The following is a 14792-nucleotide window of genomic DNA, read 5'->3' as shown; positions in this document are numbered from 1 at the left end:
TAAACGTCGATTAGGTTAATCTATTGTCAGTAATTTTTCTACATTTATTAAAAATCCCTCAGAATGAAATACACCACTGAAATTATTATTGAAAAACCTATTGAAGAAGTCATTCGGAAGATGGATTCTGTAGATAATTTGAAACATTGGCAAGAAGGCCTTGTTTCTACCGAACATGTTTCAGGAGTGCCAGGGGAAATGGGTTCTACAATGCGAATGAGTTATGATTTTGGCAAGCGGAAAATGGATCTTGTAGAAACCATAACAAAACAAGATTTTCCGAATGAATTTCATGCTACATACACCACCAAAGGTATGCGAAACATTCAAGAAAATTATTTTGAAAGTACTGCAAAAGGCTTTACAAAATGGACTACCGTAAATGAGTTTCAACCTACTACTTTTGCCATGAATGCCATGTTGTTTTTAATGCCTAGCGCTTTTAAAAAACAAACAAAAAAGTACATGACCTATTTTAAAAACTTTGTTGAAAAAGGAATTTCTGTTTTAGATGCGTAAACTTAAACTTATTTGGGATTTTAGAGGTCCTGCCAGTTTAAAAACTGCAGAACACCACCTCATTCACCTAAAGGAATATAAAGAATTAAACAATTTAGATATAGACATCACAGGTATTGAAACTATAAACGATATGCATAGTTATGCCTATTTAGTTGTTGACGAACCTGAGATGAAACCAATAAGAGATGCTCTAAAACCTCATAGAGGACAAGTGTATTCTGAGAGTTAAAATAATCTTTTAATAAACGCTTGAATAAATCGCTTTTTAGGTACCGACAACACAACTTTCAACTCTTGCCACAAGCTCGATTCTTCATCAAGAAACTTAAAAATCGTTTTTACATCCGCCTTTTTGAACATTGAAGAGAAAATAGCAGCTCCTTCTCCATTATGATTTGCCAAAACATCTAATAATATAGTATCGTAAAACGTATGCCGTGTTCTATTGGCAAATTTGGACAAGTCACTGTTGATTTTTAAATAAGCTACTAGTTCAATAGTCTTTTTGGTTGTATTTTTAAAGGTATAGCCTGTACTAGCTTTTGTCCAGCCTCCAGCTGTACCTATATTTAAAATATGATTTGAATTTAGTTTAGAAAAGTCAAAAGCCGTCATAGGTATAGCTCCAATTTCCTTTTCTACTATGGTATAATCAGAAATTTTCCGTTGTTTTAAGTATGCCTCTATAGCCTCTTCATATTCTGATTTATCAAGCAATTCTTTTGAAAATAAGGTATATTCAAATAAGGCTTGTTTCTTAGAAATAGGTAGGATATACATAAACCTTGTATTACACTTCTGAGGCACTTTAAAATCCATAAAAGTGGCTACAGAATCATCAAAGGTTTCTTCACTCGTTTCTATAAACCAACCTAAAAAATGCTGTTGCAAAACAGGATACTTCACCTGATTATCATAAACACCAAGATTTGGTAAACTATTAAAAAGTTGACAACCGGTAAAAGTTGACGTTTTTGTAATAACTTCTACAGCATCTTCAACCTCTTTAAAAGATTCAACTGTATCTTCAAAAAAACTAAAATTAGATTTTAAGTGAATTGATGTCCATAAAAAATCATAAAAACCAGAACTTCTTATCATTTTATATTGATAAGGATTAATCTCAATAGTTTCAGAAAAATCTTTACTTCCAAAAAATATTTTCTTCCACTTTTGGGTTAAAAGGTGATCCCACTCACCCTTATTTTCTTCCCAATAACACCAAGTTCTATCATCACCTTTGTTTTTAATTTTATCAATGATTAAGATGGATTTATCATCAAAAAATTCATCTTGAGACATTCTGTAAGCTAACATTAAACCTGAAGCACCTGCTCCTAAAATAATGTAATCGTATTTATTCAATTCTGTTGATTTTTGAGGAAATAAAGGTAAAACGAAAACTATTTTTATTTCAAAATGTTAAATTATCAATAATCCGTTTTGGTAATATACTCCAATTCATATAATTTTGCGCACTAATATGAAAGTCACTCTTAGAAAATATTTGTTTTTTATAAGCGCAATGTTATTGTGTAGTCTAGCAAATTTACAAGCTAGCGTAGCATATAACAGTGACGAAACATCATCTTATGAAATAATAGATGAAGATTTCTCAGAAGCACTTATAACAACTTTTCTTTCAGATTCTGCAACTTTCACTCCTATTCACAAGGACACAAAGAATGATTTATTTTTTGAAGGCAACGAAATCAATGAATCAGAAAACGAAGAATCTACAGTAAAACACAAATCTAATTTTCAACTTTCATTATTTGCAGCAACACTTAGTGCTGATTTGTATAGAAGTTTTTCTAACGAACTCCAAAGAAACATCTACAGACCTCAACCTGCTGTTACACAACAAGACACAAGACTTCACCTTAAGCTTCAGGTTTTTATAATTTGATTTTTTAAAGAATAGACTTTACACTATAAGTCTAATCCCTAGAACTATTCTTGTTCTAAAAAACACAAGCATCCATCAATTTGGATACTTACATTCAATATCATTTTATAAAAATTTTGAAAAAGTGAAAATCACAATAAAAACACTCGTTTTCACAGCCCTAATTTTAACCATATCATTAACTAGCTGTGAGAAAAAACATGAAGAAAAGCAAGATCATTCTGAGTTTCTTGTTACAAAACCTATAAAAAAGGATACCTCTACAACCAAAGACTATGTTAGTCAAATCCACTCTATAAGACACATTGAACTTAGAGCATTAGAAAAAGGTTATCTGAAACAAATATCAGTAGACGAAGGTCAGCATGTTAAAGAAGGCCAACTGATGTTTAAGATTATGCCAAACATCTACGAAGCTGAACTTCAAAAAGCCAAAGCAGAATCTGATGTTGCTGAAATTGAGCTAAAAAACACACAGCTATTGGCTGATGGAAACGTTGTTTCTCCTAACGAATTAGCTATGGCTAAAGCCAATCTAAACAAAGCCAAAGCCGAAGTGGCACTTGCTCAAACACATCTTGGTTTTACAAATGTAAAAGCCCCTTTTGATGGAATCATGGATCATCTCGAAGTTAGAGAAGGAAGTCTACTAGACGAAGGTGAGTTGTTGACTACTTTATCTGACAACAGTAAAATGTGGGTGTATTTTAACGTTCCTGAAACAGAATACCTTGATTACATAATGAGTAAGGACAAGGATTCTAAAAAACAAGTTGAACTATTAATGGCCAACAATAGAAAATTCAACCAAAAAGGTATTGTTGAAACTATTGAAGGTGAGTTTAACAGCGAAACAGGAAATATTGCTTTTAGAGCTACTTTTCCAAATCCTGATGGTATTTTAAGACATGGTGAAACAGGTAGTATACTAATGACTGTGCCGTACAAAGATGCGCTAATCATTCCACAAAAAGCGACATTCGAAATTTTAGATAAAACCTATGTCTTTGTTATTGACAAATCTAATGTAGTTAGACAGAAAGAAGTAAGCATTGCTGCAGAATTACCTCACTTGTACATTATCAACAAAGGGCTTTCTGAAAGTGACACTATTCTATTGGAAGGTATAAGAATGGTTAAGAACAATCAGGAAATACACACTAAATTTCTTGAGCCTAACCAAGTACTGTCTGAGCTAGACCTCTATGCTGAGTAATTTTTAGAATTTAATCTACAAAGACATGTTTAAAAAATTTATAAAAAGACCCGTCTTGGCTATTGTCATTTCGGTAATCATACTATTTATAGGTGGTCTTTCAATCAAGCAACTACCTATATCACAATTTCCACAGATTGCTCCTACTACGGTAAACATTTTTATTGCTTATCCTGGTTCGAGTTCTGAAGTATTAGTAAACTCTACACTTATTCCTCTTGAAACTGCTATAAACGGTGTACAAGGTATGCGTTATATTGCTTCTGATGCAACCAGTGCTGGTGAAGCAACAATTAGAGTTATTTTTGAGCCTGGTACTGATCCCAATCAAGCTGTTGTTCGTGTAAAAACTCGTGTAGATCAGGTAATGCCACTTCTTCCTGAATTGGTACAACGTGAAGGTGTTATTATTACTCCTATTCAACCAAGTATGTTGATGTATGTTAACCTTTCTAGTACAGACAAAGACAATGATGAAAAATTCCTCTACAACTACGCTTACACTAAGATTGTTCCAGAAATACAACGTATTAATGGTATTGCAAGTGCCCAAATTTTAGGTAGTAGAAAGTATGCTATGCGTGTTTGGTTAAAACCAGACCGTATGCGCGCTTATAATATATCTGCAGAAGAAGTGCTGGAAGCTATGCAAGAACAAAGTATTCTAGCACGTCCTGGACGTTTGGGTAGAAGTTCTGGTATTACCTCACAATCTTTAGAATATGTATTAACCTATCAAAATCGCTATAATGAACCCGAGCAATATGAAGATATTATAATTCGCGCCAACAAAGAAGGTGAAATTATAATGCTGAAGGATATTGCCGATGTAAAATTAGGAAGTGAGTTTTTTGATATCTACTCCAATTTAGACGGAAAACCTTCAGCCTCTATAGTCTTAAAACAAACCTTTGGTAGTAATGGTAGTGATGTTATTGATGCGGTTAAAGAAAAATTAGATGAGTTAAAAGAAGAACTACCACCAAATGTAGACTTCAATATAAGCTATGATGTCTCTAACTTTTTAGATGCTTCCATAGAACAAGTATTACACACACTACGAGACGCGTTTATATTGGTTGCTGTAGTTGTATTTTTATTTTTAGGTGATTGGCGTTCTACATTAATTCCAATTATTGCCGTTCCTGTATCCTTAGTTGGTGCGTTTTTTATAATGCAACTTTTTGGACTTTCCATAAATTTAATTACTCTTTTTGCCCTAGTACTTGCTATTGGTATTGTCGTCGATGATGCTATTGTTGTCGTGGAGGCTGTCCATGTTAAAATGCATGAAAAACACTTGAGTCCGTATCAAGCTTCTAAAGAAGTTTTAGGTGAAATTGGTGGTGCTATTATAGCTATAACATTAGTGATGGTTTCGGTGTTTATTCCAATATCATTTATGACAGGACCTGTTGGTGTATTCTATCGTCAGTTCTCAATTACTATGGCTGGTTCTATTTTAATTTCAGCACTTGTTGCATTAACATTAACTCCTGTTTTATGCGCCATGTTACTTAGAAACAATCATGGCAAAAAGAAAAAATCGCTGGCTGATAAGTTTATTGATGGTTTTAATAATGGTTTTGAAAAACTGACAGGTAAATACGTAAAAGTACTTAACAAAATTGTAGCGAGACGCATCGTAACTTTTGGAATATTAGCGGTGTTTTGTGCCGGAATATTTTTCACAAACCAAGTATTACCAGCCGGATTTATTCCTAACGAAGACCAAGGAATGATCTATGCCATCATTCAAACACCTCCTGGTGCAACTTTAGAGCGCACTAATGATGTGGCTAAAAAACTTCAAAAAATATGCGAAGAAACCGAAGGTGTAGAATCGGTATCATCTCTTGCTGGTTATGAAATTATGACAGAAGGTCGTGGTTCTAACGCTGGTACATGTTTAATCAACCTAAAACCATGGTCTGAGCGTCATCATTCAGTACACGAAATCATGGAAGAACTAGAAGAAGAAACCAAAGATTTGGGTGCCGTAATTGAATACTTTGAGCCACCAGCTGTACCTGGTTTTGGTTCTTCTGGTGGTTTCTCAATGCGTTTATTAGATAAAACCAATTCTACTGACTACCATAAGTTTGAAGACATCAATAACAAGTTTATGGAGGCGTTATCTAAACGTAAAGAAATAACTGGTCTGTTTACTTTCTATTCGGCTAATTATCCTCAATACGAACTTAAAATCAACAATAAAATTGCCATGCAAAAAGGGGTTACCATTAGTAAAGCTATGGAAAACCTAAACATTTTAATTGGTAGTACTTATGAGCAAGGTTTTATTCGTTTTGGTAGATTCTTTAAAGTTTACACACAAGCAGGACCTGAGTATCGTAGATTACCTTCGGATCTAGAAAAACTATTTGTGAAAAATGAAGAAGGCGAAATGGTGCCTTATTCGGCATTTATGTCTATTGAAAAGAAATTAGGTCCTAACGAAATTACACGTTACAACCTTTACAATTCAGCTTCAATACGTGGATTGCCTGCAAAAGGTTTTACTAGTGGTGATGCTATTAATGCTATCCAAGAAGTTGCCGCAAAAGAACTACCAAGAGGTTATGATATTGCTTGGGAAGGTCTGTCATACGACGAAGCTGGCAGAGGTAATGAATCTATTTACATTTTTATTGTAGTATTGGTATTTGTATACTTTGTTTTGGCAGCACAATACGAAAGTTTCCTATTGCCATTAGCAGTTATTTTATCCTTACCTGTTGGTGTTTTTGGATCATTCTTCCTATTAAAAGTTATGGGACTAGCCAATGATGTTTACGCGCAAATTGGCGTCATAATGCTCGTCGGCTTATTAAGTAAAAATGCGGTATTAATAGTAGAATATGCTGTACAAAAACAACAGCAAGGTGCTACGGTTTTAGAAGCTGCAATTGAAGGAGCAAAAGCACGTTTCCGTCCTATTTTAATGACATCTTTTGCATTTATCGCTGGATTAATTCCATTGGTTATTGCAACAGGTGCTGGTGCTATTGGTAACAAAACTATTGGTGGTTCTTCTATGGGTGGAATGCTTGTAGGTACCTTTTTTGGAGTGCTTGTCATTCCAGGCCTATACTACATTTTTGCTAAAATGGCAGAAGGAAAAAGCCTTATTAAAGATGAGAGCAACGAGCCACTTTCAGAAGAATTTATTAGAAACAGTGAGGCTGAAAACCAAACGCGCACTAATACTGAAAGCATTAGCAAACTGAAAAAATTATTAAAAAAACTTAGTAAAAGTAATAAAGATGAATAAATCTAAATTTAAAAGCTGGTACCTACTTAGCCTTTTGATTATTCTCTTTTTAAATTCTTGTGTACCTACACAAAAAGCTATTAGAGAAGAAAACAAGGAAGTACCTCAGCAATATAAAAATCAGTCTTCAGACACAGTCAGCTCTGCATCTGTACAGTGGAAAGATTTTTTTAAAGATCCAAAATTAGTCGCTCTTATTGATACCGCTTTAGCTAACAACCAAGAGTTGAATATTATGCTTCAGCAAATCACAAGAGCTAATAATGAAATTACTGTTAAAAAGGGTGAATACCTTCCTTTTGTAAACATTTATGCTGGTGCGGAAGTAGAAAAAGTTGGCGAATACACCAGAAACGGAGCTGTAGAACACAATCTTAACGTTCGTGAAGATGAAGAATTTCCAGAACCATTGACTGATTTCTCGGTTGGACTTTCTGCCTCTTGGGAATTAGATGTCTGGAAAAAACTACGGAATGGTAAAAAAGCAGCAGTTTTAGAATACCTCAGCACTATTGAAGGCAAAAACTTTATGGTTACAAATTTGGTTTCTGAAATAGCGAGTTCGTATTATGAGCTACAAGCTTTAGACAATCAACTAGAAATCATTGAGCAAAACCTAGACATCCAACAAAATGCTCTTAAGATGATAAGACTGCAAAAAGAAGCGGCGAGAGCAACACAATTAGCAGTGAGACGTTTTGAAGCTGAAGTGTACAAGAATCAAAGTAATAAATTCAAAGTTCAGCAAAGTATTGTTGAAACAGAGAATAAAATCAATTTTCTTGTAGGTCGTTTTCCTCAAACTATCGAGAGGGATTCCGATGAATTTATTGGTACTCCAATAGATACTATTTACACTGGTATTCCTTCTCAATTATTGGCAAACAGACCAGATATCAGACAAGCCGAATATGAACTTGAAGCTTCAAAACTAAATGTTAGTATAGCTAGAGCTAACTTCTACCCTTCTGTAGGAATAAAAGCTGGTGTTGGTCTACAGGCATTTAAAACTAAATATCTAACCTCAACTCCTGAATCGTTACTGTATTCTTTAGTTGGTGATGTGGTGAGTCCGTTGATTAACAGAAATGCTATTAAAGCAGAATATAAAAATGCAAATAGCAGACAGCTTCAAGCCGTTTTTGAGTATGAGAAAGCTATTCTTAATGGTTACATTGAAGTGGCCAATGAACTTTCTAATATCAGTAATTTAAAAGAAAGTTACAGATTAAAAGAAGAGCAAGTTAATGCGCTTAATGAGTCTATTGAATTATCTATCAAACTGTTTAAATCTGCAAGAGCTGAATATACAGAAGTACTCTTTACACAAAGGGAAGCCCTGGATTCTAAAATTGAAATAATTGAAACCAAAAGAGATCAACTTTTGGCTAACGTAAAACTATATCAAGCTTTAGGTGGAGGTTGGAATACTTCTATGTAAAAGGACTTTTTAAAATAACAAAGCACTTAAACAGTTGTATAAATAGACTTCTGTTTAAGTGCTTTTATTTTGATTTAAACTATTTCCTCAGCAAAGCCCAAACACATATCTAAAGTTTCCTTTACATCATCTAATGTTGTTCTAGGATTAATCAAACACATTCTCAATACAACCTGACCTTGCAGAACAGTAGTTACCAATAATGCTTTTTTGGTATCTATAACACGCTTTGAAATTTCTTGATTAAGCGCATCTAATTTCTTTTCTGAAAATTGCTTTTTCATAGGGTTGTACCTAAAGTTAATCACAGCTAAAGTTGCATGAGATACAATTTCCCAATCGCTACTTTTTCTTAATATATCCTCTACAGACTCAGCCAAATCAATATTATAGGCAATGGCTTCTCTGAAAGCTTTTAATCCAAATGTTTTTATGGACATGTAAAACTTTAGAGCTCTAAACCTACGAGTGAGCTGAATACCATGATCGTAAAAATTGATTTCAGACGTGTTTCCTTCAATATCTCTTAAATATTCTGGTTTTTCACTAAAAGTAGCACTTAGCCATTTGTGGTTTCTAACTAAAAGACATCCCATTTCGTAAGGCTGAAAAAACCATTTATGAGGATCTATGGTTAAAGAATCTGCTTTTTGAATACCTTTTAAAAGTTTAGCACCCTTTTCAGTTAAAATTGCGGCTCCACCATAAGCTCCATCAACATGAAACCAAAGGTTTTCATTTTTACAAAGCTTTGCCAAATCATCTAGTTGATCTACACTTCCTGTATTTGTTGTTCCTGCATTGGCTATTAGACAGAAAGGTTGACACCCTTCTATTCTATCTTTTGCAATAGCATTTTTCAACTTATTGATTGATATTTTATAATCCGAATCTACTGGAATTAAACGTACTTGTTCTTTTTTAAATCCAATGGTTTTTAACGCTTTTATGTTTGACGAATGAGTTTGGTTAGACATATAAATGATAGCCTTAGAAAAATCATCTCCACATTTTTGGCGTCTTGCTGTAACCAAAGCCGTTAAATTAGCCATAGAACCACCACTAGTAAAAATACCTCCACCCTTCTTATTGGGGAATTTAAAAAGTTTTAAAAGCCAATTAATCGTTACAATTTCCAATTCTGTTGCAGCAGGTGAAGCTGCCCAACCCCCAGAAAACACATTAAAACCGGTCGCTAAAGTATCTGCCATAGCACTTATAAAATTACTAGGTCCAGGGACAAAAGAATACGATTTTGGATGCGAAACAATGTTACTTTCCGTAAGCACTTTGTCTATAACAAAATCTAAAACCTGATGCGCGTCTGTTCCTCCTTCAGGGACGTTTTCTAAAAACAGATTATCCATTTCTTCACGAGTAGCTGTAACTACAGGATTCTTTGTGTCTTGCGTATCAAAATGTTCTACAATAGCATCTACAATTTTATAACCATAAGATTGCATTTCGGCTTTTGAAACGGTTAACTTGTGAGCTTCTAAGTTATCTTTAGACATAGTAATTTTCAATTTTGCTGCAAAGATACAGCTTCAAAAGAGCTCTAAAAACTTTTGAGGAACTGTTCTGTAAATTATTACACTAAAAATTTTCTATTTTAGTAATAGATTAATGCATCATGATGACTTCAAAACTACTCGCTAAACAATTACATCAAGTATATTTTGGTGGTAATTGGACGGCTTCAAACTTTAAAGATTCGTTACAGGATATTACTGTAGAAATGGCCAACGAAAAAGTTGCTGAACTCAACACTATTTTAGCATTAACATTCCATATTCATTATTACGTAAAAGGAACTGCTGAAGTTTTTAAGGGTGGTGAACTAACTATCAGAGATAAGTTTAGTTTTGATCATCCAACTATTAAAAACAATGAGGAATGGCAAGAGTTTCAAAACATTATGTGGGATGAAGTTAAAGAATTCATTTCACTCATAGAACAACTTGATGACAATAAATTAAATGATTTTATGGCTGAGGAAAAGTATGGTACTTACTTTAAAAACATCACTGGAATTATTGAGCATACTCATTATCACCTTGGGCAGATTAATGTGATAAAGAAAATTATTATATCACATAAAGAAATATCATAAAGAAATGACAAATCGCTCCAGCAAGAACAAATAAATGCCAAATAACATGATTATAAGGAATACGTTCTATTACATAAAACACAATACCTACAGTATAAAACAATCCACCTGCAAATAACCAAAAAACTCCATTTGGAGTTAATGCATTGGCAACATTGGTATAATCAAACACAATGAGCCAACCCATTACCAAATACAATAATGTTGAGAAAATCTCAAATTTCCCAGTAAAGAATATCTTTAAAACCACACCAAAAACTGCAATACCCCAAACAACCCAAAACAATAGCCAACCCAAACTATCAGTAAGTAAAATGAGTAGTACTGGTGTATATGTCCCAGCGATAAGTAGATAAATACTTATATGGTCTACAATTCTAAAATAGTGTTTTCGTTTTTCTCCCTTTACAGCATGGTAAAATGTAGATGCTAAAAACAATATAATAATTGAAATACCATAAACAACCACACTAAATAAATGCCAAGGTTTTGTTTCATCGGAATATACTATGAGTAGAACTAATGCTACAATACCCAAAGCCGCACCAAGACCATGTGTCCAAGAATTGAGTTGCTCTTCTAATTTTGTTTGCGCTCGCATTATTTTTTAGGTTCTGATTTGCTAGACCATTTATCTACACAAGCATAAAAATCAATATCAAATGCTGGTTCTTGTCTATCTAATCGTTCGTCTTGAAAAGCTCGCTGTAAAATATCTTCAATAAGATAATCTTCTTCTTCATCTATAGGACTAAATTCCTTTTTTAAAGAAATATCAAACAAACTTGCTGTACTATTAAACCAAAAAGCACGCCAACCACTTCGTAATTCTTTAATCAGTTCAAATGTGGTTTTACCAGTTTGTCTGTGAATTAATTTTACTAAAATTTGGCCTTCTGTTTTTGTTAGTTTTTTCAATTCTTCAGAAAACTCATCTTCAATATAACGCTGAATAACTTTTGCGTAGCGTTTTTTATCACGTTTACGCTCTAAAGTTGCCAATCGTTTTTGAAGTGACTCCAATCGTTCCGCAGCTAACTTAGCATAAGGATAGACTTTGAGTGTTTTTCTCCTTAAAATAATATATCTAACACGTGCATCCCTATCTTTAAATTTCAAATTAGGTAATACCAAAACCTCCTTTAAATCTACAGAGGTTACAGGTACTGAATCTCCTTCAATAATCATATAATGCACTACAGTAGTGTCTTGCTTAACAGGATCTTCCTGAGCAAAAATAGTTACTGAAAAAAGTAGCAGTATGTAGGTTATATATTTCATGTTAAAACATTGAACCAAAACCGTTCCAAACTCATGGTTTTAGTCGTTTTCAAAATTAACAATTAATACTACCATTAACCCAAAAATCATATTAATATTATTATTTTTAGGGAAAATTTATAATAATGGCAAAACAACAATTACTGAATAAAAAGTCTATGGACTTTTTAGAAAAATATTTAAATAATGCATCACCAACAGGATATGAATGGGAAGGACAAAAAATATGGATGGATTATTTAAAACCTTATGTAGATGAATTTATTACCGATACTTACGGAACAGCTGTAGCTGTCATAAACCCTAAAGCAAAATTTAAAGTTGTTATTGAAGGTCATGCCGATGAAATCTCATGGTATGTAAACTACATTTCTGACAACGGTTTACTTTATGTAGTTAGAAATGGTGGTAGCGACCATCAAATTGCACCTAGTAAAGTGGTTAACATTCATACTAAAAATGGTATTGTAAAAGGTGTTTTTGGATGGCCTGCAATACATACGCGTAACAAGTCTAAAGAAGAAGCACCAAAACCAGATAATATCTGTATCGACATAGGTGCAAAAGACAAAGATGAAGTTGAGAAAATGGGTGTTCATGTTGGATGCGTAATTACTTACCCTGATGAATTCCATATTCTAAACAAAGACAAATTTGTTTGTAGAGCTTTAGATAACCGAATGGGAGGTTTTATGATTGCTGAAGTTGCGCGCTTACTACATGAAAACAAAAAGAAATTACCTTTTGGGTTATATGTAACCAATTCAGTTCAAGAAGAAATTGGACTACGTGGTGCGGAAATGATAACTCAAACCATTAAGCCAAACGTAGCTATCGTAACCGACGTAACGCACGATACTACTACTCCAATGATTGATCCTAAAACACAAGGTTTAGCTGAAATCGGAAAAGGACCTGTTGTTGCCTACGCTCCTGCTGTACAACAAAAATTAAGAGATCTTATTACTGATACTGCCGAGGCAAAGAAAATTCCTTTTCAACGTGCTGCGCTTTCTAGAGCAACAGGAACTGACACAGATGCCTTTGCTTATAGTAATGGTGGTGTTGCTTCTGCTTTAATTTCATTGCCTTTACGTTATATGCATACTACGGTTGAAATGGTGCATAAAGATGATGTTGAAAATGTAATAAAACTGATTTATGAAACACTATTAAAAATAGAAGACGGAGAAACGTTTAGCTATTTTAAATAGATGATTAAACTCACTTAACCAATCTCTTAATGGAAGAAGAATATTTAGACATAGTAGACGAAAAATGCCGACCTATTGGTGAAAGGGCTTTAAAGTCTGAAGTTCACAAACATGGTTATTTACATAATACCGTTCATGTTTGGTTCTACACTCCTGATGGTAGTATTCTCTTGCAACAGCGTTCCCACAAAAAAAAGATTTGTCCTTTACTTTGGGATGTCTCAGTTGCAGGCCATGTAGATGCTGGTGAAACAATAGAAGAAGCTGCCGTAAGGGAAACTAGAGAAGAAATTGGTTTACAGATTAATGCTAATCAATTACGAAGAATAGGAACGTTTTTCCATTCGGCTTCATATAATGATGGTGAAATTCAGGATAATGAATTTCACCATGTTTTTATTATAGAGTTAAAAGTGAGCTTAGATGATTTGGTTCCTGATCCTGCAGAAGTTGAAGCGCTTAAAATCGTAGACAATACTACATTTACTGACTTAGCTTTTAATAGTGGTAAAAATATGCACTTTATTGAAAGTAATAGCACCTATTATCAAATGGTAGCCTTTGAGATTGTTAACGAAATTCATGGTGAATGAACTTACTCCTACTAGCAGTTGCCCCTGTTTTAACCATTATACTTTACATTTATTTTCAGGATAGATACGACAAAGAACCAACAGGTTTACTTGTTGTTAGTTTTCTGCTTGGCGCAATAGTAAGTGTACTTTTAGTCTTTGGTCTTTATTTCGTTACTGGTCATTTGTTACCTATTACAGATGAATTTAGTATTTGGCAGCAATTTATACAGGCTTTTGTGGTTGTTGCATTGGCTGAAGAATTCAGTAAATACATCATTGTAAAATACTACGCCCAAACTAGGAAAGCTTTTAATGAACCTTACGATGGTATTATGTATGCTGTTATGGTATCTATGGGTTTTGCCTGTACCGAAAATATTCTTTATGTACTACAAGGCGGCTATAGTACAGCGATTTTAAGAGCATTTACTGCTGTTCCTGCACATGCTACTTTTGGGATTTTAATGGGTTATTATATGGGAAAAGCTAAGTTTTCAAATAACCGATTTCTACTAAATATGGCAGGATTATTCTTGGCCGTATTATTTCATGGTGCCTATGACTTTTTCCTATTCATCAACTTTATTCCCGGAATTTCCATTGGCGCATTTATCTCTTTGATAATTGGAATTGTACTCTCTAAAAAAGCTATAAAACGTCACCAAGACAATTCAAACTTTAAAACTTTGTAAAATTCTTAATTTAAGCTGATTTATTTCATATTTTAGAAGAAAATTACGCAATAACTTAGCAAAAATAAAATCACAATTATGTACAAAGTAAAAGTGAATGCTTCCCATCTATTTGACGTTGACAAAAAAGATGTGGAGGCACTAGATTGTATTGAGGTATCTGATAAAAATTTTCATGTACTTCAAAACAATGTTTCCGTAAAAGCTTCTATTCTAAATTCTAATTTTAATCGTAAGAAGTATACCGTAAAAGTCAACAACAATACTTACCAAGTAGACATTCAAGATGCTTTAGATCAGCAAATATTAGCCTTAGGTTTTGAGGTTGGGGCTTCTAAGAAAGTTAATAATATTAAAGCACCAATGCCTGGACTCATATTAGAAATTAATGTTTCTGAAGGTCAAGAGGTCAAAGAAGATGATGCGCTTCTAATTCTTGAAGCCATGAAAATGGAAAATGTTATTAATTCACCAAGAGATGGTGTTATTAAATCCATTAAGATTGACCAAGGAAAAACTGTTGAAAAAAACGCTTTGCTAATTGAATTTGAATAA

At 33.6% G+C, this 14792-nt stretch carries 15 protein-coding genes; 11 read left to right on the top strand and 4 right to left on the bottom strand.

Going from position 1 to position 14792, the window contains the following annotated elements; genetic code table 11:
• The first annotated feature begins 63 nt into the window (after nucleotides 1–63).
• Together QGM60_RS16665 and QGM60_RS16660 are read left to right on the top strand one after the other, a co-directional pair.
• Entirely contained in the window at nucleotides 64–519 is a 456-nt protein-coding gene (locus QGM60_RS16665) for an SRPBCC family protein (protein ID WP_281141388.1), read from the top strand.
• Entirely contained in the window at nucleotides 512–751 is a 240-nt protein-coding gene (locus QGM60_RS16660; RefSeq protein ID WP_281141387.1) for a hypothetical protein, read from the top strand. The genes QGM60_RS16665 and QGM60_RS16660 overlap by 8 nt, the downstream gene beginning before the upstream one ends.
• On the opposite strand, the gene QGM60_RS16655 is transcribed toward QGM60_RS16660, so the two are convergent.
• Nucleotides 748–1887: a lycopene cyclase family protein gene (locus QGM60_RS16655; protein ID WP_281141386.1), complete on the bottom strand. Its 1140-nt coding sequence runs from the start codon at nucleotides 1885–1887 to the stop codon at nucleotides 748–750. The genes QGM60_RS16660 and QGM60_RS16655 overlap by 4 nt on opposite strands.
• A 118-nt stretch (nucleotides 1888–2005) precedes the next feature.
• On the opposite strand from QGM60_RS16655, the gene QGM60_RS16650 reads away from it, so the two are divergent.
• The 4 genes from QGM60_RS16650 (at nucleotide 2006) to QGM60_RS16635 (ending at nucleotide 8362) form a co-directional block, all read left to right on the top strand.
• Nucleotides 2006–2431, top strand: a complete 426-nt coding sequence (locus tag QGM60_RS16650; protein WP_281141385.1) for a hypothetical protein — start codon at nucleotides 2006–2008, stop codon at nucleotides 2429–2431.
• Between the two features lie 124 nt (nucleotides 2432–2555).
• Nucleotides 2556–3647 (top strand): efflux RND transporter periplasmic adaptor subunit, encoded by a 1092-nt coding sequence (locus tag QGM60_RS16645; protein WP_281141384.1) that lies wholly within the window; start codon nucleotides 2556–2558, stop codon nucleotides 3645–3647.
• A 25-nt stretch (nucleotides 3648–3672) separates the two neighbouring features.
• The gene (locus QGM60_RS16640; RefSeq protein ID WP_281141383.1) at nucleotides 3673–6921 is read left to right on the top strand and encodes an efflux RND transporter permease subunit; all 3249 of its coding nucleotides are present in this window, start codon (nucleotides 3673–3675) and stop codon (nucleotides 6919–6921) included.
• Entirely contained in the window at nucleotides 6914–8362 is a 1449-nt protein-coding gene (locus tag QGM60_RS16635) for a TolC family protein (RefSeq protein ID WP_281141382.1), read from the top strand. The genes QGM60_RS16640 and QGM60_RS16635 overlap by 8 nt, the downstream gene beginning before the upstream one ends.
• Before the next feature lie 74 nt (nucleotides 8363–8436).
• Here QGM60_RS16635 and QGM60_RS16630 read toward each other — a convergent pair whose 3' ends face one another.
• Nucleotides 8437–9876 (bottom strand): aminotransferase class V-fold PLP-dependent enzyme, encoded by a 1440-nt coding sequence (locus tag QGM60_RS16630; RefSeq protein ID WP_281141381.1) that lies wholly within the window; start codon nucleotides 9874–9876, stop codon nucleotides 8437–8439.
• A 119-nt stretch (nucleotides 9877–9995) separates the two neighbouring features.
• Here QGM60_RS16630 and QGM60_RS16625 point away from each other — a divergent pair, with 119 nt between their 5' ends.
• Nucleotides 9996–10475 carry a DUF1572 domain-containing protein gene (locus tag QGM60_RS16625; protein WP_281141380.1) on the top strand — a complete coding sequence of 160 codons (480 nt, stop codon included), beginning with the start codon at nucleotides 9996–9998 and terminating at the stop codon, nucleotides 10473–10475.
• On the opposite strand, the gene QGM60_RS16620 is transcribed toward QGM60_RS16625, so the two are convergent.
• Nucleotides 10450–11076, bottom strand: coding sequence for a hemolysin III family protein (locus QGM60_RS16620; protein ID WP_281141379.1), 627 nt, complete (start codon nucleotides 11074–11076; stop codon nucleotides 10450–10452). The genes QGM60_RS16625 and QGM60_RS16620 overlap by 26 nt on opposite strands.
• A complete protein-coding gene (locus QGM60_RS16615; RefSeq protein WP_281141378.1) occupies nucleotides 11076–11756 on the bottom strand; it encodes a DUF4294 domain-containing protein in 681 nt (226 codons plus the stop codon). Before QGM60_RS16615 ends, QGM60_RS16620 begins: the two co-directional genes overlap by 1 nt.
• A 125-nt stretch (nucleotides 11757–11881) precedes the next feature.
• Between QGM60_RS16615 and QGM60_RS16610 the strand changes: the two genes are divergently transcribed.
• The 4 genes from QGM60_RS16610 to QGM60_RS16595 all read left to right on the top strand — a co-directional run bounded on the left by QGM60_RS16610 (nucleotide 11882) and on the right by QGM60_RS16595 (nucleotide 14792).
• On the top strand, nucleotides 11882–12970 hold the full coding sequence (locus QGM60_RS16610) for a M42 family metallopeptidase (protein WP_281141377.1): 1089 nt from the start codon (nucleotides 11882–11884) through the stop codon (nucleotides 12968–12970).
• Between the two features lie 29 nt (nucleotides 12971–12999).
• Nucleotides 13000–13563, top strand: a complete 564-nt coding sequence (locus tag QGM60_RS16605; RefSeq protein ID WP_281141376.1) for an NUDIX domain-containing protein — start codon at nucleotides 13000–13002, stop codon at nucleotides 13561–13563.
• Entirely contained in the window at nucleotides 13560–14237 is a 678-nt protein-coding gene (locus QGM60_RS16600; protein ID WP_281141375.1) for a PrsW family glutamic-type intramembrane protease, read from the top strand. Before QGM60_RS16605 ends, QGM60_RS16600 begins: the two co-directional genes overlap by 4 nt.
• A gap of 69 nt (nucleotides 14238–14306) precedes the next feature.
• Nucleotides 14307–14792 carry an acetyl-CoA carboxylase biotin carboxyl carrier protein subunit gene (locus QGM60_RS16595; protein ID WP_281141425.1) on the top strand — a complete coding sequence of 162 codons (486 nt, stop codon included), beginning with the start codon at nucleotides 14307–14309 and terminating at the stop codon, nucleotides 14790–14792.

Source organism: Winogradskyella sp. SYSU M77433, from assembly GCF_029911945.1.
Classification (GTDB): Bacteria; Bacteroidota; Bacteroidia; order Flavobacteriales; family Flavobacteriaceae; genus Winogradskyella.
The sequence above is the reverse complement of the archived record's forward strand: the minus strand, read 5'-3'. Positions and strand labels throughout refer to the sequence as shown.